This is a genomic window from Microbispora sp. GKU 823 (assembly GCF_002027145.1).
Classification (GTDB): domain Bacteria; phylum Actinomycetota; class Actinomycetes; order Streptosporangiales; family Streptosporangiaceae; genus Microbispora; species Microbispora siamensis.
This window is the reverse complement of record NZ_MWJN01000054.1, coordinates 37,860-58,639: the sequence shown is the minus strand read 5'-3', so window position 1 is coordinate 58,639 and position 20,780 is coordinate 37,860. Positions and strand designations below refer to the sequence as shown.

Annotated in this window: 21 protein-coding genes and 1 pseudogene; 16 read left to right on the top strand and 6 right to left on the bottom strand. The window is 72.5% G+C overall.

Annotated features, from left to right (window positions below; genetic code table 11):
- The first annotated feature begins 140 nt into the window (after positions 1-140).
- The 8 genes and pseudogenes from B1L11_RS26050 to B1L11_RS55165 all read left to right on the top strand — a co-directional run bounded on the left by B1L11_RS26050 (position 141) and on the right by B1L11_RS55165 (position 7,314).
- The gene (locus B1L11_RS26050; protein ID WP_079316996.1) at positions 141-494 is read left to right on the top strand and encodes a hypothetical protein; all 354 of its coding nucleotides are present in this window, start codon (positions 141-143) and stop codon (positions 492-494) included.
- 138 nt (positions 495-632) lie between these two features.
- Positions 633-2,453 (top strand): ABC transporter substrate-binding protein, encoded by a 1,821-nt coding sequence (locus B1L11_RS26045; RefSeq protein ID WP_143737557.1) that lies wholly within the window; start codon positions 633-635, stop codon positions 2,451-2,453.
- Complete coding sequence (locus B1L11_RS26040) at positions 2,450-3,484, top strand: ABC transporter permease (RefSeq protein ID WP_079316994.1); 1,035 nt, start codon at positions 2,450-2,452, stop codon at positions 3,482-3,484. Before B1L11_RS26045 ends, B1L11_RS26040 begins: the two co-directional genes overlap by 4 nt.
- Positions 3,481-4,413 carry an ABC transporter permease gene (locus B1L11_RS26035; protein ID WP_079316992.1) on the top strand — a complete coding sequence of 311 codons (933 nt, stop codon included), beginning with the start codon at positions 3,481-3,483 and terminating at the stop codon, positions 4,411-4,413. The genes B1L11_RS26040 and B1L11_RS26035 overlap by 4 nt, the downstream gene beginning before the upstream one ends.
- Before the next feature lie 6 nt (positions 4,414-4,419).
- A complete protein-coding gene (locus B1L11_RS26030) occupies positions 4,420-5,448 on the top strand; it encodes an ABC transporter ATP-binding protein (protein WP_079316990.1) in 1,029 nt (342 codons plus the stop codon).
- Positions 5,445-6,452, top strand: a complete 1,008-nt coding sequence (locus tag B1L11_RS26025) for an ABC transporter ATP-binding protein (RefSeq protein WP_079316988.1) — start codon at positions 5,445-5,447, stop codon at positions 6,450-6,452. Before B1L11_RS26030 ends, B1L11_RS26025 begins: the two co-directional genes overlap by 4 nt.
- Positions 6,449-6,787, top strand: a pseudogene (locus B1L11_RS54170) (GNAT family N-acetyltransferase); the annotation flags it as partial. The gene B1L11_RS26025 and the pseudogene B1L11_RS54170, both read left to right, overlap by 4 nt.
- Positions 6,724-7,314, top strand: coding sequence for a GNAT family N-acetyltransferase (locus B1L11_RS55165; RefSeq protein WP_372974725.1), 591 nt, complete (start codon positions 6,724-6,726; stop codon positions 7,312-7,314). The pseudogene B1L11_RS54170 and the gene B1L11_RS55165, both read left to right, overlap by 64 nt.
- Before the next feature lie 2 nt (positions 7,315-7,316).
- Here B1L11_RS55165 and B1L11_RS26015 read toward each other — a convergent pair whose 3' ends face one another.
- Positions 7,317-8,423, bottom strand: coding sequence for an exo-beta-N-acetylmuramidase NamZ domain-containing protein (locus tag B1L11_RS26015; protein WP_079316986.1), 1,107 nt, complete (start codon positions 8,421-8,423; stop codon positions 7,317-7,319).
- Between the two features lie 29 nt (positions 8,424-8,452).
- On the opposite strand from B1L11_RS26015, the gene murQ reads away from it, so the two are divergent.
- Complete coding sequence (murQ, locus tag B1L11_RS26010; RefSeq protein ID WP_079317004.1) at positions 8,453-9,355, top strand: N-acetylmuramic acid 6-phosphate etherase; 903 nt, start codon at positions 8,453-8,455, stop codon at positions 9,353-9,355.
- 3 nt (positions 9,356-9,358) lie between these two features.
- Positions 9,359-10,378: a serine hydrolase gene (locus B1L11_RS26005; RefSeq protein WP_079316984.1), complete on the top strand. Its 1,020-nt coding sequence runs from the start codon at positions 9,359-9,361 to the stop codon at positions 10,376-10,378.
- Between the two features lie 59 nt (positions 10,379-10,437).
- On the opposite strand, the gene B1L11_RS26000 is transcribed toward B1L11_RS26005, so the two are convergent.
- Positions 10,438-11,241: an SDR family oxidoreductase gene (locus B1L11_RS26000; RefSeq protein WP_079316982.1), complete on the bottom strand. Its 804-nt coding sequence runs from the start codon at positions 11,239-11,241 to the stop codon at positions 10,438-10,440.
- A 109-nt stretch (positions 11,242-11,350) separates the two neighbouring features.
- Here B1L11_RS26000 and B1L11_RS25995 point away from each other — a divergent pair, with 109 nt between their 5' ends.
- Complete coding sequence (locus tag B1L11_RS25995) at positions 11,351-11,947, top strand: TetR/AcrR family transcriptional regulator (RefSeq protein ID WP_079316980.1); 597 nt, start codon at positions 11,351-11,353, stop codon at positions 11,945-11,947.
- Positions 11,948-11,975: 28 nt separating this feature from the next.
- Here B1L11_RS25995 and B1L11_RS25990 read toward each other — a convergent pair whose 3' ends face one another.
- Positions 11,976-12,575 carry a TetR/AcrR family transcriptional regulator gene (locus B1L11_RS25990; RefSeq protein ID WP_079316978.1) on the bottom strand — a complete coding sequence of 200 codons (600 nt, stop codon included), beginning with the start codon at positions 12,573-12,575 and terminating at the stop codon, positions 11,976-11,978.
- Between the two features lie 140 nt (positions 12,576-12,715).
- On the opposite strand from B1L11_RS25990, the gene B1L11_RS25985 reads away from it, so the two are divergent.
- The 5 genes from B1L11_RS25985 (at position 12,716) to B1L11_RS25970 (ending at position 17,778) form a co-directional block, all read left to right on the top strand.
- Positions 12,716-13,660: an SDR family NAD(P)-dependent oxidoreductase gene (locus B1L11_RS25985; protein WP_079316976.1), complete on the top strand. Its 945-nt coding sequence runs from the start codon at positions 12,716-12,718 to the stop codon at positions 13,658-13,660.
- A 405-nt stretch (positions 13,661-14,065) separates the two neighbouring features.
- The gene (locus B1L11_RS25980) at positions 14,066-14,614 is read left to right on the top strand and encodes a TetR/AcrR family transcriptional regulator (RefSeq protein ID WP_079316974.1); all 549 of its coding nucleotides are present in this window, start codon (positions 14,066-14,068) and stop codon (positions 14,612-14,614) included.
- 23 nt (positions 14,615-14,637) lie between these two features.
- A complete protein-coding gene (locus tag B1L11_RS51980; protein ID WP_256862895.1) occupies positions 14,638-15,924 on the top strand; it encodes an MMPL family transporter in 1,287 nt (428 codons plus the stop codon).
- A complete protein-coding gene (locus B1L11_RS51975; protein ID WP_372974726.1) occupies positions 15,878-16,795 on the top strand; it encodes an MMPL family transporter in 918 nt (305 codons plus the stop codon). The genes B1L11_RS51980 and B1L11_RS51975 overlap by 47 nt, the downstream gene beginning before the upstream one ends.
- 122 nt (positions 16,796-16,917) lie before the next feature.
- Positions 16,918-17,778, top strand: coding sequence for a universal stress protein (locus B1L11_RS25970; RefSeq protein WP_079316972.1), 861 nt, complete (start codon positions 16,918-16,920; stop codon positions 17,776-17,778).
- Between the two features lie 94 nt (positions 17,779-17,872).
- Here B1L11_RS25970 and B1L11_RS25965 read toward each other — a convergent pair whose 3' ends face one another.
- From B1L11_RS25965 to B1L11_RS25955, 3 genes are all read right to left on the bottom strand, one after another.
- Entirely contained in the window at positions 17,873-18,217 is a 345-nt protein-coding gene (locus tag B1L11_RS25965) for an RNA polymerase-binding protein RbpA (RefSeq protein ID WP_079316970.1), read from the bottom strand.
- Between the two features lie 153 nt (positions 18,218-18,370).
- Positions 18,371-19,690 carry an MFS transporter gene (locus B1L11_RS25960; RefSeq protein ID WP_079316968.1) on the bottom strand — a complete coding sequence of 440 codons (1,320 nt, stop codon included), beginning with the start codon at positions 19,688-19,690 and terminating at the stop codon, positions 18,371-18,373.
- A 144-nt stretch (positions 19,691-19,834) separates the two neighbouring features.
- A complete protein-coding gene (locus B1L11_RS25955; RefSeq protein WP_256862894.1) occupies positions 19,835-20,632 on the bottom strand; it encodes a glycerophosphodiester phosphodiesterase in 798 nt (265 codons plus the stop codon).
- Between the last annotated feature and the right edge of the window lie 148 nt (positions 20,633-20,780).

The following is a 20,780-nucleotide window of genomic DNA, read 5'->3' as shown; positions in this document are numbered from 1 at the left end:
GGTGACGGACGCGCAGGCCCGGCGCAGGGGCCGCGGCGGCCCGCGACGCCGACGAGGGCCTCGGCCTGGCGGCGGCGACGGCGGCCCTGCGCGCGACCCCGGCGGAGCAGGCGACGGCGCCGCTGACGAAGGCGCCGCTGGTGGTGCACCTGGCGGCGCGGCCCAGCCAGGCCGTCGGCCGCGCGACCCCGCTGAAACTCGGTCAGGCGATCGAGGAGATCCTGCCCGGGACGGTGACGGCCGAGGTGGACGACGACGGGCGCCTGCCGGACCTGAGCGAGACGGGCCGTCCCCTGGTGATCGCCGTCCACGACGCCGCACGGCACGCCTGGATGCGGCGGCTCCTCGACGAGGCGCTGCGTGCCCGTCCGGACGCGGTCGTGGTCGAGACCGGGGTGCCGGGGCCGCCCGCCGGGCGGCTTTACCTCGCCACCCACGGCAGCTCCACGGCCTCCGCGCGGGCGGCGGCGCGCTGGCTCACCGGCGGCGTGTGACTCTCCTGCCGACGATGTCTTCGCAGGTAACGGGCTCGGGTAAAAATTAACTCCATCGGCTCGTCTGCCCGTGGAAAAAATTGACGGCATCGCGAGAGCGCCCGTATTGTCCAGGCAATCGGGAACCAGGAGCAGCCCATGAAGCGACTCGCGGCGATCGTGGCTCTGGCGTCGATCGTCACAGCCACCGCCTGCGGCACTACCGGGACGACGGACACCGCCCAACAGGGCGGCGGCGTGTACACCACGATCGACGGCAGCAAGCAGATCAACGCGAGCGCGCCGATCAACCCGTTCAACCCCGTCGGATCGGTCTTCTCGGGATACAACGGCATGGCGCTGGCGTGGCCCAAGAACGACCCCACCGATCCCAACCAGTTCTACCCGGCCATCGCCAGGAGCTGGAACATGTCCCCGGACCGGTCGGAGGTGGTCATCCACCTGCAGCCGAACGCCAAGTGGTCCGACGGCACGCCGGTGACCAGCGAGGACGTGCGCGTCTCGATCGGTCTCGCCTACACCCAGGGCGGCACGGCGTACGCACTGGACCCGAAGGCGGCGGGCGCCGCCGCCGACATCCAGGTCGTCGACCCCAAGACGATCAGGGTGACGCAGGGCGCCAACCGCAGCTCGACGTTCCTCGCCAACCTGCTGTCGACCGTGGTCGTGCCCGCGCACGTCTTCGGGAAGCTGCTGCCCGCGAACTTCTGGCAGACGCTCAAGGTCGCCCAGCACGGCCAGGGCGAGGCGGCCGAGAAGGCGAAGAACCAGATCACCGGGCTGGCGGAGAAGGTCATCGCCTTCAACCCCGGTCACGACGTGTCCGCCGGGCCGTTCGTGCTTGAGCGGGTGAACCCGGGCGCGGCGCTGCTGAAGCGCAACCCCTACTTCTACGCCCGGCAGAACATCGCACCGGCCAAGGTGAAGATCCTGAACTACACCGGCAACGAGCAGATCTGGAACTACCTGATCGCCGGCCGGCTGGACAACGCGCCCTTCACCTCCGTGCCCACCGCCGTCATGAACCGGATCCGCGGCGCGCAGGGCAGCAAGGTGGTCAAGGGCTACTCGCCCGTGGCCGTCTCCCTCGCGTTCAACCAGTCGCACAAGCCGTACGACAACGTGCACGTGCGGCGGGCGATGGCCTACCTGATCGACCGCGCCCAGGTCACGAGGATCGCCTCCCCGGAGGGCGGCACGCCCGCCGCCACCACCTCGGGCATCCACGCCAAGGCGGCCCGGGCCTGGCTGGGCGACGCGTTCGACACCCTTGAGCAGTACCGGGTGAACGCCGCCAAGGCCGACGCCGAGCTGAAGGCGGCCGGCATGACCAAGCGGGGCGGCCACTGGACCCTGCCGGACGGCAGCCCGTGGAAGGTCCGCATCCACGTGCCCGCGTCGTTCTCCGACTGGGTCGCCGCGGGCAAGTCGATCAGCAGCCAGCTCAGCGACCACGGCATCGACGCCAGCGTCGTCACCGCCGCCGACTACACGCTCTATCTGGGCGAGCTGGCCGACGGCAAGTACGACCTCGGGTTCTGGCTGATCGGCCTCGGCCCCTCGCCGTACAACATCTTCCAGCGGCTGTTCGGGCAGGCCAACGGCTGGCAGATGTTCGGCGGCCGGCTGCGGCACGTGGCGCCGGGCACCGAGGGCAACTGGATGGGCGGCCCGGAGAAGGTCGACGCCGGCGCCGCCGGCACGGTCGACCCGGGCGAGCTGACCAGCAGGCTGAACTACGCGTCCCACGACGAGCAGCAGCGCATCGTCGGCGTCCTGGCCAAGGTCGCCAACGAGCAGCTTCCGGTCGTCCAGCTCTGGGACTACGTGAACACGCAGTTCGTGAACACGTCCCGCTACACCGCGTTCCCACCCGACGACGACGAGTCCCTGCGGCTGTCGTCCGGGGTGTGGATGCAGCTCGGGATGATCAGGAAAGCGGAGAAGGGGCAGGCATGACGCACGCCGTTCCGGGGCGTCCCCGGCTGGGCGCCATCGCCAGGAAGATCGGCGGCCACCTGGTCCGCGGCCTGGCGATGGTCTGGGTCGTCGCCACGATCAGCTTCGTCATCATCAGGGAGATCCCCGGCAACCCCGTGCTCGGGCAGTACGAGAGCCTGATCCAGAAGGGCATGTCGCCCGAGCAGGCCGAACGGGCCACCGCCGTCCTGTACGGCTTCCTGCCCACCGGCAACCTGTGGCAGCAGTACGTCGGCTACATGGGCTCGCTGCTCCACCTCGACCTCGGGCGTTCACTCAGCACGCCCGGCGTGGAGGTGACCACGCTCATCGGGCACGCGGCCCGGTGGACCGTGCTGCCGGTCCTCGCCGGCACGCTGCTGAGCTTCCTGCTCGGCGTCACCATGGGCGTCTACGCCGCGATCAAGCGGTCGGGCAAGCTGGGCGACGCGCTCGCGCTGTCCGGCTCGCTGCTGCACGGCGTGCCGGTCTACGTCATCGGCCTGCTGCTCACCGCGATCTTCGCCACGCTGTGGCCGATCATGCCGTCGGGCGGGCCGGTGGACGTCGAGTTCGTCCCCGGCTTCAACGCCGGCTACATCGGCTCGCTGGTGCACCACGCCGTGCTGCCTGTCGTCACGTACACGCTGGCCAGCTACGGCGGGTGGATCCTGGCGATGAAGTCGAACGTCGTCGCCGTGCTCGGCGACGACTTCATCCTCGCGGCCGAGCTGCGCGGCCTGCGGCGCGGCTTCGTGTTCCGGTATCTCGCGCGCAACGCGATCCTGCCGCTGTTCACGATCCTCGCCCTGTCGATCGGCATGCTGTTCGGCGGCTCGATCTTCATCGAGCAGATCTTCAACTACCCGGGCCTCGGCCTGCTGCTCGTCAACAGCATCAGCAGCCGCGACTACGCGCTGATGGGCGGCACGTTCCTCGTGATCACGGTGGGCATCGTCGTCGCCAACATCGTCGCCGACCTGCTGTACACGGTGATCGACCCGCGGGTCAGGAGCGGAGGCGCGGCATGACCGTCATCGTCAACCCGGAGGGGGCGATCAGCCCCGAGGCCGCGCCGGCCGGGACCACCCGGGCGACGCTGCGGCGCAACTTCTGGCGCGGGGTGTGGCGGGTGCTGCGGCGCAAGCCCAGCCGCATGGCCGGGGTGGTCATCGTCGCCCTGTTCGCGGTCATGGGAGTGGCCGGGCCGCTGCTCTACCCCGCGCAGTTGCCGCGCGACGACAACGCGCTGTACGCGCCGCCGAGCCTGGCCCACCCCTTCGGCACCGACTTCGAGGGCACCGACGTGCTCGCGCTGGTCGTCACCGGCGCGCGCTACGTGCTGCTCACCGGCCTGGCCACGGCCGTCATCACGGTCGCGCTCGGCACGCTCATCGGGCTGGTCGCGGGCTTCCACCGCGGCCGGTGGGACACGCTGCTGATGCGGCTGACCGACATGAACCTCGCGATCCCCGGCCTGCCGCTGCTGCTCGTGCTGTCCACGGTGTGGAAGTTCGAGAGCCCGCTGGAGATGGGGCTGGTGCTCGGGGTGCTCGGCTGGGGCGGCATCGCCCGCGCCGTGCGGTCGCAGACGCTGTCGCTGCGCGAGCGCGGCTTCATCGAGGCCGCCCGCGGCCTCGGCCTGCCCACCCGGCACATCATCGGCCGCGAACTGCTGCCGGGCATGGCACCGTACATCGCGATGAACATGCTCATCGCCGTCACCGGCGCGGTGTACGCCCAGGTGGGCCTGTTCTTCCTCGGCGTGCTGCCGTTCGAGTCGAACAACTGGGGCGTGATGCTGAACCTCGCCGTGTTCAACGGCGGGGCGCTCACCACTCCCGCCGCGCTGCCGTACCTGCTGGCCCCGCTGATCGCGATCCTGTTGCTCACCCTGGGCATCGTGCTGATCGTCGACGCGATGGACGAGATCTTCAATCCCCGCCTGCGGGAGGAGTAGCCCCTTATGACGGCTCACACGGCCGCACGTGACATGGCAGCACCGGGGGTCCGGATCCGGGACCTCACGGTCGTCTACAAGACGCCCGCGGGCGAGCTGCCCGCCGTACGCGGCGTCGACCTCACCCTCGCCCCCGGCACGATCACCGGCGTCGTCGGCGAGTCGGGCTCGGGCAAGTCGACGCTCGCGTTCTCCCTGCTCAACGCCGTGCAGCCGCCCGGCAGGATCGCGGCGGGCAGCGTCGAGATCGACGGCCTCGGCGACGTGCTGACGCTGCGGGGCGAGGACCTGCGCCGCACCCGCGGCCGCCAGGTCGGGTACGTCTTCCAGGCCGCGCAGAACTCGCTGAACCCGCTGAAGACCATCGGCAAGCAGCTGCTCGACCTCGGCCGCTCCCACGACGTGGAGGACCTGCGGGGGCTGGTGCGCGACGCCAAGGACCTGCTGGCCCGCATGGGCATGGACGGCGCCCGGGTGCTCGACTCCTACCAGCACGAGCTGTCCGGCGGCATGCGCCAGCGGGTCGGCATCATGCTCGCGCTCGTCCTGAACGCCAAGGTCGTCGTTCTGGACGAGCCGACCACCGCCCTCGACATGATCACGCAGGCGACGATCCTGCGGATCATCCGCGAGGTCCACGAGGAGCGGGCGCTCACCACGCTCGTCATCACCCACGACGTCGGCGCGGTCGCCGAGGTCGCCGACAGCCTGGCCGTCATGTACGGCGGCCGGGTGGTCGAGCACGGCCCGGTGGCCGAGGTGCTCGGGGACGCCCGGCATCCGTACACCCAGGGCCTGATCAGAGCGATCCCGCGCCTGTCCGGCGACCTGTCGCTGGCCCGGGCGCTGCCCGGCCGCCCGCCGACGCTCGGGACGCTGCCCAAGCAGGGTTGCGTGTTCCGCGAGCGCTGCGAGCGGCGCATGGAGGTGTGCGAGACCGACGAGCCCATGTCCGTCAATCGCGACGGCCGTACGGTCGCCTGCCACGCCACCGACCGCCACCTCACCCTGGTCAAGCGGAAGGAGTTCGTGTGATCACGGGGACCGGCATCACCAAGATCTTCAAGCAGCGCGGCGGCGTGCTCGGCGCCCGCGAGGTGCCCGCGCTGCGGGGAGTGGACTTCGCCGTCGCCAAGGGCGGCGCCGTCTCGTTCATCGGCGAGTCGGGCAGCGGCAAGACCACCCTCGGCCGGATCATCGCCGGGCTGGAGACCCACGACGCCGGCGAGATCGTCATCGACGGCGTGCCGATGTCGTCGCTGAGCCACCGGAAGCGGCAGCCGTACTTCCGCCGCGTCCAGCTCATCCACCAGGACCCCTACTCGGCGCTCAACCCCACCCGGACGATCCACCAGACGCTGGAGGCGCCGCTGCGGCTGCGCGCCCGGCAGACGGGCCGCCCGAGGTCGTGGGTCGACGGGCGGGCCGCGGAGCTGCTGGCGATGGTCGGCATCGACCCCGGCTACGTGCTCCCGCGCTACCCCCACCAGCTGTCGGGCGGCATGCGCCAACGCGTGGTGATCGCCCGCGCGCTCACGATGGACCCCGAGGTGCTCGTCGCCGACGAGGCCGTCTCGATGATCGACGTGTCGCTGCGCCTGGGCATCCTCGCCCTGCTGAAGGACCTGCGTGAGCGGCTCGGCGTGGGCGTGCTGTTCATCACCCACGACATCGCCACCGCCCGCTACATCGGCGACGACGGCGAGCTGTACGTGCTCTACCGCGGCCAGGTCGTCGAGCGGGGCGCCACCGAGAAGATCATCGCCGACCCGGTCCACCCGTACACCCAGTCGCTGCTGTCGGCGATCCCGGTGCTGCACGGCCTGGAACGGCCGGGCGCCGAGCGGGTCGTGCCGAGGGAGATGCAGCGGGAGGGAGAGCCCGACGGCGGCTGCCTGTTCGCCCGGCGCTGCCCTTTCAGCACCGAGCGCTGCGAGAGCGAGATGCCCGTGCTGGGCCGCGACGGCGGTACGGAGCAGGAGCACGCCTGCTTCCACCCCAGGCGGCGCAGCGTGATCCCGGTGGGGGTGGGCGAGTGACGGACATCCTTCCCGCCGAGGTGGACGAGCGGCTGGAGCGCCTGGCCGCAGCCGCGTTGTGGGCCGACGCCGAGGACGCCCCCTTGGTCGTACGGCGCCTCGCCGACCCGCCGCCGGAGCGTACGTGGACGGTCCTGGCCACGCCGGGCCGCGAGGGCGTGGTGTTCACCTCGATCGGCGCGGACGGCTCGGGCCACGTCGACCTGATCGCCGTCGACCCCGCCGCGCGGGGCCGGGGGATCGGGCGGGCGCTGGTCGGCGCGGCCGAGGAGTGGATGCGGGCGCACGGCGCCACCGAGGCGAGGTTCGCCGGCAACCCGCCCTGCTACGCCTGGCCCGGCATCGACGTGCGCTACACCCCGGCCGCCTGCCTGGCCGAGAGCCTGGGGTACGAGCGCTACCGGGTCGCCTGGAACATGACGGCCGACCTGCCGGCCCGCTACGACGAGGCCGAGCACGAGGCCGACCTGGCGAAGCTCGCCGCGGCCGGCGTGACGGTCGCGGCGGCGCGGCCGGAGAGCGGGAAGCGGTCGCGGCCTTCGTCCGCGAGCAGTGGAACGACAAGTGGGCCTGGGAGGCCGAGCAGGCGGCCGGCCTGCACTATGCCTATCGCGACGGGGAGATCCTCGGCTTCGCCGCCTGGGGCGCCCGGCCGCTGTGGTTCGGGCCGATGGGCACGGCCGAGGCCGCCCGCGGCCTCGGCGTGGGCCGGGTGCTGCTGCGCCGCTGCCTCGCCGACCAGGCCGCCGCGGGGCAGACGTCCGCGCAGATCGGCTGGGTGGGCCCGCTCCGCTTCTACTCCCGGACGGTGGGCGCCCGCACCGAGCGGGTGTTCTGGCTCTACCGCCGCGCGCTGGACTGATGTCAGCCGTACAGCAGTTCGCCCTGGGGCGGGCCCGGCGGGGAGCACAGCCCGCGGGGGTCGCGGCCGGCCTCCAGGTGCTCGCGCAGCGACGCCGAGCCCCACAGCAGGTCGAGGAACGGCTCGCAGGCGAAGTCGTCCGGATAGAGGGTGCGCAGCACGTGCAGGACGGACACGCCCGTCAGCACCGGCCGGAAGGCCGCCGGGTCGGTCACGTGCAACTGCACGCCGCGCACCACGACGCCCGCGTGCCTGCCGAACGTCGGGGTGAACCACGTGTCGCGGAAGCGCGCGCCGGGCAGGCCGAGGTCGTTCAGCGCGGCGGCGAACCGGCCGTCCGCGTACGGCGCGCCGACCAGCTCGAACGGCCGGGTCGTGCCGCGGCCCTCGGCGGCGTTCACGCCCTCGAGCAGCCCGGTGCCGGGGTAGACCAGGGCGGTGTCGAGGGTCGGCATGTTGGCCGACGGCATCACCCAGGGCAGCCCGGTGCGGTCGAAGTGCCACTGTCTGTGCCAGCCCTCCATCGGCACGACCTCCAGCTCCGCGCCGATCGCGCGGTTGACGGACAGCGCGATCTCGCCCGGCGTGAGGCCGTGCCGTACGGGCAGGGCGGCGCGGCCGACGAAGCTCGCGTAGGCCGGGTCGAGCACCGGGCCCTCGGCCACCGCCCCGCCGATCGGGTTGGGCCGGTCGAGCACGACGAACCGCAGCCCGAGCCGGGCCGCCGAGCCCATCAGGTCGTACATCGTCCAGACGTAGGTGTAGAAGCGGGCGCCCACGTCGCACACGTCGAAGACGAGCGCGTCCACCCCGGACGACGCGACCAGCGCGTCCAGGTCGCCGCCGGTCCTCTGGTAGGTGTCGAGCACGGGCAGGCCGGTGACCGGGTCGACGGTGTCGCCCTCGCCGCCGCCCGCCTGGGCCGTGCCGCGCAGGCCGTGCTCGGGGCTGAACACCGTGGTCACGGGCACCCCGGCCGCCAGCAGGGCCGGTGCGGCGGCGGTCAGATCGGGCAGGACTCCGGTGGGGTTGGTGACGAGGCCCACCCGCCCCCACCTGGCTTCCGGCGCGCTCACCAGCAGCTCCAGCCCCGTACGCACGCGATCCATGAAGACTCCGAAGCCGAGGAACCATGACCATGACGCAATCACTCGCCGCTCTCGCCACCGAACAGAGCGATCCCCGCTACAGCGGGATCGACACGCTCCCGACGGAGGAGATCGCGCGGCTCATGAACGCGGGCGACGCCGCCGTCCCGGCCGCGGTGGGCCGGGCCGTCCCGGCGATCTCCACGGCCATCGACGCGATCGCGGCGCGGATGGCCGACGGAGGCAGGCTCCTCTACGTGGGCGCGGGCACCTCCGGGCGGCTCGCGGTGCTCGACGCCTCCGAGTGCCCGCCGACCTTCGGCACCCATCCCGACCTGGTCCAGGGCATCATCGCGGGCGGCGAGGCCGCGCTGGTGCGCTCCGTCGAGGGCGCCGAGGACGACGCCGAGGCGGGCGCCGCCGTGATCCGGGACAAGCACGCCGGCCCGCTCGACTCCGTCGTGGGCATCTCCGCCAGCGGGCGCGCGCCGTACGTCGTCGCGGCGGTCGAGCAGGCCCGGCGGCTCGGCGCGCTGACCGTGGGCCTGGCCTGCAACGCCGGCACCCCGCTCGCGCGGGCCGCCGACCACGCGATCGAGGTCATCGTGGGGCCGGAGGTGGTCACCGGCTCGACCCGCCTGAAGGCCGGCACGGCCCAGAAGCTGGTCCTCAACATGATCTCCACGATCACGATGATCAGGTCGGGCCGGACGTACGGGAACTTCATGGTCGACGTCGTGGCCAGCAACTCCAAGCTGGTCGACCGGGCGGCCCGCATCGTCTCCGACATCACCGGCACGCAGGTGCCGCAGGCCAGAGAGGTCCTGGAGAGCGCGGGACGGGACGTGAAGACGGCCGTCGTGATGATCGAGCGCGGCGTGGGCGCCGACGACGCGCGGGCGCTGCTCGCGGCGCACGGCAACCGGCTCGGCCCGGCGCTAAGGAGCGCTTGACCCATGCTGGAGGAGGTCCTGCGGGCCGCGGTGCCCGAGGTCGCCTCGGCGGCGGTCGCCGTGATCGCCGTGGACGGGCGCACGGTCGCCACGGCCGCCGTGGGGGAGGTCGTGCGGTACGCCGACCCGTCCGGGGACCTGCTGGCGGAACGGCCGCCCGTGGCGATGGACGCGCTCTTCGACATCGCCTCCCTGACCAAGATGTTCACGGCCGTGGTGCTGGTCTCGCTGGCCCAGGAGGGCGCGCTCGACCTCGACGAGCCGGTGGCCGTCCGGCTGCCCCGGTTCTACGGGCACCGGCCCGAGATCACCGTACGGCACCTGCTGACGCACGCCTCGGGCCTGCCCGCGAGCCGCCGGGTGGAGAACGAACCGGAGGAGGCCCGCTGGGACCTGGTGCTGTCCACTCCGGTGCAGGGGCCGGCGGGGACGCACGTGTACTCCGACGTCGGCATGATCACGGCCGGGCGGGTGGCGGAGGCCGCCGGCGGGGCGCCGCTGGACGTGCTCGTGCGTGAGCGGGTCACCGGGCCGCTCGGGCTCGGCGCCACGACGTACGGGCCGGTCGAGCCGGGCCGGGCCGTCGCCACCGAGTTCAAGCGCGGCACCTGCGTGCGGGGTGAGGTGCACGACGAGACGGCCCACGCGCTGGGCGGCGTGGCCGGCCACGCCGGGCTGTTCTCCACCGCCGCCGACCTCGTGCGTTTCGGTGAGGCGCTGCGCACCGGCGGCGGCCCGGTCCTGTCTCCCGCCTGGACCGCCGAGATGCTGCGCGACCAGGGCGTGCCGGGCGCCGCCTTCCGGCAGGGGCTCGGCGTGCGGATCGACGATCCGGCCATCGTGGGGCCGCTCGCGGGCGCGTTCGGCCACTCGGGCTTCACCGGCACGTCGCTGGTCGTCGATCCCGCTCGCCGGCTGACCGTCGTGCTGCTCACCAACAACGTCCATCCGTTGCGGGGCCGGCCCGGCATCCGCGACCTCCGGCACGCCGTCGCCGCCGAGGCCCTGCGCCTGGCCGGCTGAACCCGGCGGTTCCGGCTTCGTCCGTTCCGGCCGCGTGGAAAGCGCTACCTGGTCTCGCGTCAGGCCGCCGCCGAGCGGTTCATCATGGCGCCGATCATCATGGTGGCCTGGCGGCGGGTGAGGAGCCGGCCGAGAGCGGCGGCGGTGCGGTTGACCCGGCCGGCGATCACGCTGGGCGGCGGGTTGCGGCGGTCGAGGGCGGCGAGAGCGGTCTTCACGACGTCCGCGGCGGCCATGCGCCGGGTGCCGCCGTCCGCGCCGCTTCCGGCGACGTCGAAGAATTCCGTCTCGGTGGCGCCGGGGGACAGGGCGAGCACGCGCAGCCCGGTGCCGCGCGACTCGTACCACAGGGCCTCGGTGAAGCTGAGGACGAACGCCTTGGTCGCGCCGTAGACGGCCATCGTGGGGTTGGCCTGGTAGGCCGCCATGCTCGCGACGTTGACGAGGAACCCGTCACCGCGGCGGCGCAGCCGCTCGATGAACGTCCGGCTGATCTCCACGACGCTGGTGACGTCGAGGGCGATCTCGGCGGCCAGCCGTTCCGGGTCCTCCTCGTGGAACAGGCCATGGGTGGCGAAGCCGGCGTTGTTGACGATGCCGGTGATCTCGATGCCGCGGCGGGCGAGCTCGCGGTCGAGGACGGAGCCGATCTTCGGCGTGGTCAGGTCCGCGGCGATGGGGGTCGCCTCGACGCGGTGCCGCTGGGCGAGCTCGGCGGCGAGAGCCTCAAGCCGGTCCTGCCTGCGGGCGACGAGCACGACGTTCGCGCCCCGGGCACTGATCTGGCGGGCGAACTCGGCGCCGATGCCGGAGCTGGCGCCGGTGATGAGGACGTTCTGACCGCGGTATTCGACGGTGGACATGGCGACTCCTTCTCAACGGGCTGCTGCGTCACCGTACGACCGGCTGGCACTGAGTGTCAATTAGACATCGAGGGCAGGCCTGGATAGGCTCACGGCCGGAGGAGGCAGCATGAGCAGCGAGAGCCTGTGGAGTCGCACCCGCCGGGCCGCGTTCGCGGAGATCGCCGAAGTCGCGATGGAACTGTTCCTGGAGAAGGGCTTCGAGGCGACGACGATCGACGACATCGCGGCCGCCGCGGGCATCTCCCGGCGCTCGTTCTTCCGCTACTTCGGCACGAAGGAGGACGTCGTCCTCGGCAACCTGGCCGGCGAGGGCGCCCGCGCCGCGGCCGCGCTGGCCGAGCGTCCCGACGACGAGCCCCTCTGGACGGCGCTGCTGAACGTGGTCGCGCTCATCGAGGAGGCGCCCGGCGAGCGGGAGCGGCTGCTCAAGATCTCCGAGATGATGTACGGCACGCCTTCCCTGCGCGCCCGCAGCCTGGAGAAACACCTGCAGTGGCAGGCCGACCTGCTCCCCGAGGTCAAGCGGCGGCTCCCGGCCGATCCCGGCGACGGCCTGGCCGACCTGCGGGCAGCCGCCGTCGTCGCCGGCGCGATCGCCTGTCTCGACGCCGCTGGCGAGACCTGGACCCGGCAGAAGGGCGCCGTTCCCCTCCGTGAGCTACTGAAGGTCGCGTTCGACTCGATCGGCCACGCCGTGGGATGAAGAGGGGATCGCCGGGCGCGGCCTGTCGTCAGGCGTCCGCGCCGGGTGCTCTCCGGCGCAGGCCGTCCATCAGCAGGTCGAGCAGGCGCCCGGCCTGTTCGCGCTGCTCGGGCCCTCCCGTGGCGAGGCAGATGCCGTTCATGCCGGTGAGCACGTCCTCGGCCGCCACGTCCCGCCGCAGCGTCCCGGCGGCGCCGCCCGCGTCGAGCAGCGTGCCGATCGCGCCGAGCAGCCGGTCGCGGCTGTGCGCGTACGGGTTCGCCCCGGAGGCGATCACGGCGCGCAGCGCGTCGGCCATGCCCCGCTTGGTCGCCAGGTAGTCGACGAAACGGTCCATCCAGGTGCGCATCGCCACGTCGGGCGGCATCTCGCCGGCAAGCTCGGCCGCCGCGTCGCACAGCTTCGCCAGCTCGTTGCGGTAGACCGCCTCGATCAGCGCCTCTCTCGTGGGGAAATGGCGGTAGAGCGTGCCGATGCCGACGCCCGCCTCCTTCGCGATCGCGTCGAGTGTGACGTCCGGCCCGTCCTGGGAGAACGCCCGCAGGGCGACGTCCAGCAACCGCTCACGGTTGCGCCGGGCGTCGGCGCGCAACGGCTTGGCTCCGGACGGTCGAGCGGGGGTGGACACGGCTCCTCCATGTGGACGCGGCTTGCTAACCGGAGGATTCTCCGGTTAGAGTTCCAGACGTACCGGAGGTTCCTCCGGTTTCCTGATTGTAGCGGCCGGGCTCTCCAGGGGCCCTGCCGCCGTACGGGACGGGGACGAACATGACTCACACCAACCGCATCACGACGCCGTTCACCGGGCAGTCCACCGCGGCCGAGGTCCTGGAGGGGGTCGACCTGCGCGGGCGGCGGGCGGTCGTGACCGGCGGGGCGTCGGGGATCGGCGTCGAGACCGCCCGGGCGCTGGCCGCGGCGGGGGCGGAGGTGACGCTCGCGGTCCGCGACCTCGACGCGGGCAAGCGGACCGCGGAGGACATCGCCGCCACCACCGAAGGCGCGGCCGTCCTCGTCGCGCCGCTGGACCTCGCCGACCGGGCCTCCGTCGCCGCGTTCGCCGCCGCGTGGGAGGGCCCGCTGCACATCCTCGTCAACAACGCCGGGGTGATGGCGTGCCCGGAGACCCGGACGCCGGAGGGCTGGGAACTGCAGTTCGCCACCAACCACCTCGGTCACTTCGCTCTGGCCGTCGGCCTGCACCCGGCGCTCGCGGCGGCCGGTGGCGCCCGCGTCGTGTCGGTCAGCTCCAGCGCCCACCTGCGCTCGCCGGTCGTCTTCGACGACATCCACTTCCGGGAGCGCCCGTACGACCCGTGGCTGGCGTACGGGCAGTCGAAGACGGCCAACGTGCTGTTCGCGGTCGAGGCCGCCAGGCGGTGGGCCGGTGATGGCATCGCGGTCAACGCGCTCATGCCCGGCGGCATCCGCACCGCACTGCAGCGGCACGTCACCGAGGAGGAGCTCGAGCGCCTGCGCGCCCAGGCGGGCGGTGGCGGCATCACGTGGAAGACGGTCGAGCAGGGCGCGGCCACGTCCGTGCTGGTCGCGGCCTCGCCGCTGCTGGAGGACGTCAGCGGGCGGTACTTCGAGGACTGTCAGGAGGCGGAGCCGAATCGGGAGGGCACCCGCCGGGGGGTGGCGGCGTACGCGCTCGACCCGGAGGCGGCCACCCTGCTCTGGCAGGTGTCGGCGGACCTGCTCGACCTGTGATCCGCGCATCGTGATCCGTGCCTCATGATCTGCGCCTCATGATCTGCGGCACGGTCCGCCCGCGCCGAGGCCCGGCCTTCCCAGGCCGGGCCTTCGCATTTTCCCTCGGGGTCGTGCCGGCCTGATCGCCCGCGTCCTCGCTCACAGCACGGTCGCGTTTGGCGCGGCACATCGCGACGGCGCCCTCGACCGCTTCGGCCGTTCCCGATCGGCCACGAGTGCGTCGCCGAAGTCGTCGCCGTCGGGTCCGGCGTGCGGCGGATTTAAATGTGCCGCCGTCGGCGGCACCCTCGCAGCCTACGGCTGGATTCCGGGCTCGCCCTCTGCGTGTGAACCCGGTCACTCGAACCACTTTCACTGGCCGATCGGTCAAATTCTGGCCGATCGGTCAGCTAGGGTGTCCGCATGGCACGTTCCGCAACCACCATGCGCGCGGACATCCTGGACTCGGCCCTGCGGCTGTTCGCCGCCCACGGCTTCCGCGGCACCTCCCTGCAGGACATCGCCACGGACGCGGGCTGCTCCAAGGCGTCCTTGCTCTACCACTTCACGAACAAGGACGCGATCTTGACCGAGCTGCTGGCGCCCGTCGGGCCGGAGTTCGCCGAGCTGGAAGGGCGGCTCGCCGGGCTCGACGGCGAGGAGGCCGCTCGTGCCGCCGTCGCCGGGCTCGTCGACCTGTCCCTGCGCTTCCGACTGCAGGTGAAGATCCTCCTGCAGGACGTCGACGCGCTGATCTGCCGGCCGGAGCTGCCCGACGTGGACGGCATCACCGGGCGGCTGACGGACGCCCTGTCCGGCCGCTCGGCCGCCCCCCAGGCCCGGGTCTGGGCCTGGATGGCGATGCTGGGGATCATCCTGACCAGCGCCGGCGAGCTCGCGCTCCCCGAGGAGACGCTGCGCGCGGAGCTGACCCGCGGTGCGTTGCGCACGCTCGGTCTGCAGACCGACTGACCTCCCGAAGAAAGAGATCTGCTTTGGCAACCCTGCTGTACCGGCTGGGCCGGTTCTCCTTCCGCAGACGCGGGCGCGTGGTCGCCGTGTGGCTGCTGCTGCTCGTGGTCCTGGGCCTGGCCGCCGCGGCCTTCCACGGCCCGACCGGCGACAAGTTCGCCATGCCCGGCACCGAGTCGCAGCGGGCGCTGGACGCTCTGGCCAAGGAGTTCCCGCAGGCCAGCGGTGCCACCGGCACCATCGTCGTCGCCGCTCCGCAGGGCCGGAAGCTGGACGCCGCCGCGGTCGCGCCCGTGGTGAAGGAGGCCGCCGCCGTCCCCGGCGTCGTCGCCGCCATGGATCCGTTCCGGGTCGGCTCGGTCTCCGCCGACGGCCGCTACGCCCTGGTCCAGGTGCAGTTCGACCGCGGGCTCAAGGACGTGACCGAGGCCCAGCGCGAGGCGTACCTGAAGGCCGGCTCCTCGGTGGCGGGGCTGCGGGTCGAGCACGGCGGCGAGATCCTGAACGCCGCGCCGGAAGTGGGCGGGTCGGAAGGCATCGGCGTCGTGATCGCCGCGGTGGTGCTGATCGTCACCTTCGGCTCGCTGGTGGCCGCCGGCATGACCCTGCTGAACGCCCTGATCGGCGTGGGGGCCGGCATGGGCGGGCTGTTCGCGCTCAGCGGCCTCGTCGAACTGACCTCCGTCACGCCGGTGCTCGCGCTGATGCTGGGCCTGGCCGTGGGCATCGACTACTCGCTGTTCATCACCTCCCGCTACCGCCAGTTCCTGGCCGAGGGCGTGGCGCCGGAGGAGGCCGCGGGCCGGGCGGTCGGCACCGCCGGATCCGCGGTCGTGTTCGCCGGGGCCACCGTGGTCATCGCGCTCGCCGGTCTGTCGGTGGTCGGCATCCCGTTCCTGAGCGTGATGGGCCTGGCCGCCGCCGGCACCGTGGCCGTCGCCGTGCTGGTCGCCCTCACGCTGCTGCCCGCCTTCCTGTCGTACGCCGGGGCCCGGGTGCTGCCCCGCAAGCAGCGCACCGGTGAGAACGGGAGCGCGGGCGGCCGGGGGTTTCGGCTACACGTGGGGGCGGGTGGTCACCCGGCTGCGCGTGCCGATCCTGCTGGCCGGGGTCCTCGCCCTCGGCGCGCTCACGCTGCCGGCCCAGGACCTGCGGCTGGCTCTGCCCGACGCCGGCACCGCGGCCCCCGGCACTCCGGCCCGCGAGGCCTACGACCTGACCAGCGAGGGATTCGGCGAGGGCTTCAACGCCCGCCTGATCGCCGTGGTCACCGCCGCCGACCGCGCGGCGACGACCGCCGCCGCCGGTGAGGCCGCCCGCTTGATCCAGCAGACCCCCGGCGTGCTGGCCGTGGCACCGCCGCAGCCCAACGCAGCGGGCACCACCGCGCTGCTGACCATCATCCCCAAGGCCGGGCCCACCGCCGCGGCCACCGAGGACGCCGTCCACGCCATCCGCGCCAAGGTCGCCGCGATCGGCGGCGCCGAGATCGCCGTCACCGGCGCCACGGCCGTGGGCATCGACGTCTCCGACAAGCTCGCCGACGCCATGCCGGTGTACCTGCTGCTGGTGGTCGGTCTGTCGGTGCTGCTGCTCATGCTCGTCTTCCGCTCGATCCTGGTCCCGGTCAAGGCGGCGCTGGGCTTCCTGCTCACCGTCGGCTCGACCTTCGGCATCACCGTGGCGATCTTCCAGGAGGGTCACCTGGCCGGCCTGCTGGGCGTGGACGTGCCGGGCCCGCTGGTGAGCTTCCTGCCGATCCTGCTCATCGGCATCCTGTTCGGCCTGGCCATGGACTACGAGGTGTTCCTGGTCTCGCGGATGCGCGAGGACTACGTGCACGGCGACACTCCCCGCCAGGCGACGATCAACGGCATGGGGCACAACGCGCGGGTCGTCACCGCCGCCGCGCTGATCATGACGGCCGTGTTCGGCGGATTCGTGTTCATGAACGACCCGATCATCAAGTCGATGGGCTTCGCGCTGGCCGTCGGAGTGCTCGTCGACGCCTTCGTGGTCCGCATGACCCTCGTCCCCGCCGTGATGTCCATGCTCGGCCGCGCCGCCTGGTGGCTGCCCCGCGCCCTGGACCGGGCGCTGCCCGACCTCGACGTCGAGGGCGAGCGCCTGCGCCACCACCTCACGGCCCGCGCCGCCTCCCCGGAGCACGCCCTGTTGTAGGAGCGGGGGTGTCGTAGAGGGCGTGGGGGCCGGAGGTCCCGTCCCGGCGGGACCTTCGGCGGCGCTCGCACGCCCCGCCGGGGGAACGGTCTGATGGGAGGACCGGCCGAGGGGAGGGCGTCATGATCGTGGTGGGTGTCGACGGCTCGCACGCCGGCATGGAGGCCGCCTGCTGGGCGGCCCGGGAGGCCGACCTGCGCGGCGTCCCCCTGCGGATCGCCAACGCCATCCCGGCCTGGGCGTGCTCGACCGCGCCCCAGGGGCCGTACACCAGCGTCGCCGCGTGGATGCGCGACGGCGCCGCCGCCGTGCTCGGCGCCGCCACCGAGCGGGTTCGCGCGGAGGCGCCCCGGGTGCCGGTCGACACCGCGATCCTCGCAGGCGACCCGCGACCGGCGCTCATCGAGGCGGCAGTGGACGCCGATCTCCTGGTGCTCGGCAACCACGGGATCGGCGGCTTCCGCGGCCTGCTGCTCGGCTCGGTCGCGTACGGCGTGGCGGGTCACGCCCCGTGCGACGTGGTCGTCGTGCGTGAGGTGCCCTCGGCGCCGCGCCCGGAGATCGTGGTGGCCATCGACGGATCGTCCGCCTGCGCCAAGGTGCTCGACTTCGCCTTCGCCGAGGCGGCGCTGCGCGGGGAGGGCCTGCGGGCGGTGCACGCCTACAGCACGCTGGAGGCGGGCGGCGGCTTCGCCCCGCTCCCCGACGACTTCGACGACGAGAAGGTCGAGGTGCGCATGGTCAGGGAGGTTCTCGCCGGGCGCCGTGAGCTCTACCCCGACGTCAAGGTCGTCGAGGAGGTCGTCCGCGGCCACCCGGTGGACGTGGTGCGGCAGGCGTCGGCGGGCGCCGACCTGCTCGTCATCGGCTCCCAGGGCCACGGCGAGTTCGGCGGCCTGGTCCTCGGATCGGTCTGCCAGGCGATGCTCCACCACGCGACGTGCCCCATGGCCGTCGTCCGCACGCCCGCGCCGACCGGCTGAGCGGTCCGAATCGAACGACCCGCTCGCCGGGCCGGACACGCGAACCGCCCCGGCGGCCTGGAGGGATTCCAGCGCCGGGGGCGTGATCGGCGTCCTACGCGCTCTTGCGCCGCTGCTCGCGCAGAATGGCGAGACGCTCGTTCAGCACCTCTTCGAGGTCCTCGATCGAGCGACGCTCCAGCAGCATGTCCCAGTGGGTCCGCGGGGGCTTCGCCTTCTTCTGCTGGGGCTGCTCCGCGTCCACCCGCAGCGCCGGGCTGCCGCAGTGACGGCACTCCCAGGTCGTGGGAATCTCGGCCTCGACGGCGAGCGGGACGGTGGTGAGATGGCCCTTGGGGCACGTGTAGGTCACCTCCTGGCGCGGGGCCAGATCGGTGTTGCGGTCGTTCTCGTAGCTGGTCGCGCCGAGCCGGGTACCGCGAAGTGCACGCTCGCCCATGTCTTTAAGCCTCCTGAGGTCCCCGCCTTCGAGGGGTTCGTTCGCCACCGCGTACAACGCCTGATACCGTGTGTGGATTCCCAGCCGAGACCTGATCCAATCGCGCTTTTTCCGTCCCACTGGTCTCAGATGTGGCCGGCGGACATGCGGCGCTCAGATGTGTTCGGGCACCTCGTTCCCCGCCTCACGGATGGCCCGGGGCAGGTTGACGACGGTGAGCAGCACGAACCCGATCACGAAGAACACGATCAGCGAGACGATCGCGGTGCGATAGCTGTCGGTGAGCTGGAGCGCCAGTGTGAGCACCAACGACCCGAGGAACGCCGAGCCCTTGTCGCTGATCTGGTAAAGGCTGAAGTACTCCGCCTCCCGGCCGGGCGGGATCACCAGGGAGTACAGCGAACGCGACAGCGCCTGCGTGCCGCCCATGACGATCGCGATGGCGAAGGCGATCGCGTAGAACTGGACCGCCGCGCCCTTCTGCAGGAAGTAGGCCACGCCCACCACCGCGGTCCACACGACCAGGCTGGCCAGGACCGTGCGCTTGGTGCCGATCCTGGCCGCGATCCGCGCGAGGCCGAGTGCGCCGCCGACGGCGATGAACTGCACCATGAGGATCGCCCCGATCTGGTGCGTCTGGCTCAGCCCCAGCTCCTGGTCGGCGTACGTCGCGGAGAACCCGATCACCGTCTGCACGCCGTCGTTGTAGATCAGGTAGGCCGCGAGGAACAGCAGCGTACGGGGGTAACGCCGTAGGTCGGCGAGGGTGCGGCCGAGCTGGCGTACGCTGCCGGCCGCGGCCCGGACCGCGGTCGCCTCGTGGACCGGCACCCGCCGGTTGCGCAGGCGCAGCATCGGGATCAGGGCGAACGCGCCCCACCACAGGCCCGCCGAGGCGAGGCTCACCCGGACCGCCAGGCCCTCCTCGACCGCGCCGGACAGGTAGAGCACCAGGTTGAGCGCGAGCAGCAGGCCACCGCCGAGGTAACCGAAGCCCCAGCCCCTGCTGGAGATCGCGTCGCGTTCCTCGGCGCCGGAGATCTGCGGCAGGAAGGAGTCGTAGACCACGCGCGCCGCGCCGAAGGTCACGTTGGCGACCAGGAACAGCACGCCGCCGAGCAGGTAGCCGCCGCCGGAGACGAGGTAGAAGCCGAGTGTGGCCGCCGCGCCCAGGTAGGCGAAGACCCCCAGGATCTGCTTCTTGCGCCCGGTGTGGTCGGCCAGGGCGCCGACGATCGGCATGATCACGATCTGCAGCAGCACCGAGATCGTCACCAGGGCCGTGAAGTACGCCTTCGGCCGCAGGTCCAGGCCGAGGAACGACACGAAGCCGTCCTCGCCGCCCGCCGCCGTCGTGGCGATCGACGTCAGGTACGGCCCGAGGAAGACGGTCAGGACCGTCGTCTGGAACGCCGAGTCCGCCCAGTCGTACCAGTACCAGCCGCGTTGCTCGCGCCGCCGCGCGCCGGGGATCTCCTCGTGGACGACCTGGGGGAGCGGTCATGGTCTCTCCTCACGGGGGGTGGAGCGTCGCCGGGGGCTTCAACGGGGGGCGGGGTTCGGCAGAGGCTCAGTGGGTCCGGCGGGGCGGTCCGGGCCGGGCGGGATGGCGCGAGGTCACGGCTCGGCCGGGCGGGGGTGCCACTGCCCGCGTGACTTGAGCACGTCACGCAGGCCGCTGATGTTGTCCGTCATGATCCCGTCGACGCCGAGATCGAGCAGGTGGGCCATCGTCACCGGGTCGTTCACCGTCCACACGTGCACCTGCATGCCGATCGCGTGCGCGGTGCGTACGAGGGCGCGGGTGGTCACCCGCAGGCCGCGGAACCCGATGGGCGCCTGCGCGCACGGCACCCCCGCCCTGGCCAGCCCGGACAGCAGCCGGCCGTACCCGCCGCCCATCGCGGCCGTACGCAGGGCGGCCAGGCCGCGCGGGCCGAGCGAGAAGCAGACCTCCCGGTCGATGGCGCGCCGGGCGCGGGCCAGCCGCGCGTCGGAGAACGAGGTCAGGCACACCCGGTCGTAGGCGCGGGTGCGGCGGATCGCCCGCGCCAGCGGCACGATCGCGGCGCTCTCCTTGACGTCGATGTTGAACCGCACGTCCGGCCAGGCGCCGAGCAGATCCTCCATCAGCGGGATCTCGTGCCGCCCGCCGATCCTGGCGCTGCGCACCTCGCGGTAGGGCAGCCGCGAGATGCGGCCGGTGCGGTCGGTGACCCGGTCGAGGGTGTGGTCGTGGAACGCGAGCAGGACGCCGTCGGCGGTCGCGTGCGCGTCGGTCTCCAGGTAGGTGTAGCCGAGCTCGACCGCCCGGGAGAAAGCGGCCATGGTGTTCTCGCGGGCCTCCGCCGCCCCGCCTCGGTGCGCGAAGGCGAGTGGCCCGGGGTGGTCGAGGAACGCGAAACGGCGATGCACGAAAGGAGTATGCCGGGTTCCGGCCATACAGTCAGCGCAGCAAGGTGAACATTTGCGTCACAAGAGTCCCTTGTCATCTTCGGGATGGATGTTCCGCTTCGGCGTGTCGCGGTCCGCCCCGTGTCCGCCGGGCCGCCGGGCTGTTTCC

Excerpts from the sequence above, each read along its gene's own strand:
- B1L11_RS25965 (WP_079316970.1), bottom strand. The coding sequence starts at position 18,217 with ATGGGCGAGCGTGCACTTCGCGGTACCCGGCTCGGCGCGACCAGCTAC.
- B1L11_RS25980 (WP_079316974.1), top strand. The coding sequence starts at position 14,066 with ATGGCACGTTCCGCAACCACCATGCGCGCGGACATCCTGGACTCGGCC.
- B1L11_RS25985 (WP_079316976.1), top strand. The coding sequence starts at position 12,716 with ATGACTCACACCAACCGCATCACGACGCCGTTCACCGGGCAGTCCACC.
- B1L11_RS26035 (WP_079316992.1), top strand. The coding sequence starts at position 3,481 with ATGACCGTCATCGTCAACCCGGAGGGGGCGATCAGCCCCGAGGCCGCG.
- B1L11_RS26040 (WP_079316994.1), top strand. The coding sequence starts at position 2,450 with ATGACGCACGCCGTTCCGGGGCGTCCCCGGCTGGGCGCCATCGCCAGG.
- B1L11_RS25995 (WP_079316980.1), top strand. The coding sequence starts at position 11,351 with ATGAGCAGCGAGAGCCTGTGGAGTCGCACCCGCCGGGCCGCGTTCGCG.
- B1L11_RS25970 (WP_079316972.1), top strand. The coding sequence starts at position 16,918 with ATGATCGTGGTGGGTGTCGACGGCTCGCACGCCGGCATGGAGGCCGCC.
- B1L11_RS26000 (WP_079316982.1), bottom strand. The coding sequence starts at position 11,241 with ATGTCCACCGTCGAATACCGCGGTCAGAACGTCCTCATCACCGGCGCC.
- murQ (WP_079317004.1), top strand. The coding sequence starts at position 8,453 with ATGACGCAATCACTCGCCGCTCTCGCCACCGAACAGAGCGATCCCCGC.
- B1L11_RS26030 (WP_079316990.1), top strand. The coding sequence starts at position 4,420 with ATGACGGCTCACACGGCCGCACGTGACATGGCAGCACCGGGGGTCCGG.
- B1L11_RS26045 (WP_143737557.1), top strand. The coding sequence starts at position 633 with ATGAAGCGACTCGCGGCGATCGTGGCTCTGGCGTCGATCGTCACAGCC.
- B1L11_RS26005 (WP_079316984.1), top strand. The coding sequence starts at position 9,359 with ATGCTGGAGGAGGTCCTGCGGGCCGCGGTGCCCGAGGTCGCCTCGGCG.
- B1L11_RS26015 (WP_079316986.1), bottom strand. The coding sequence starts at position 8,423 with ATGGATCGCGTGCGTACGGGGCTGGAGCTGCTGGTGAGCGCGCCGGAA.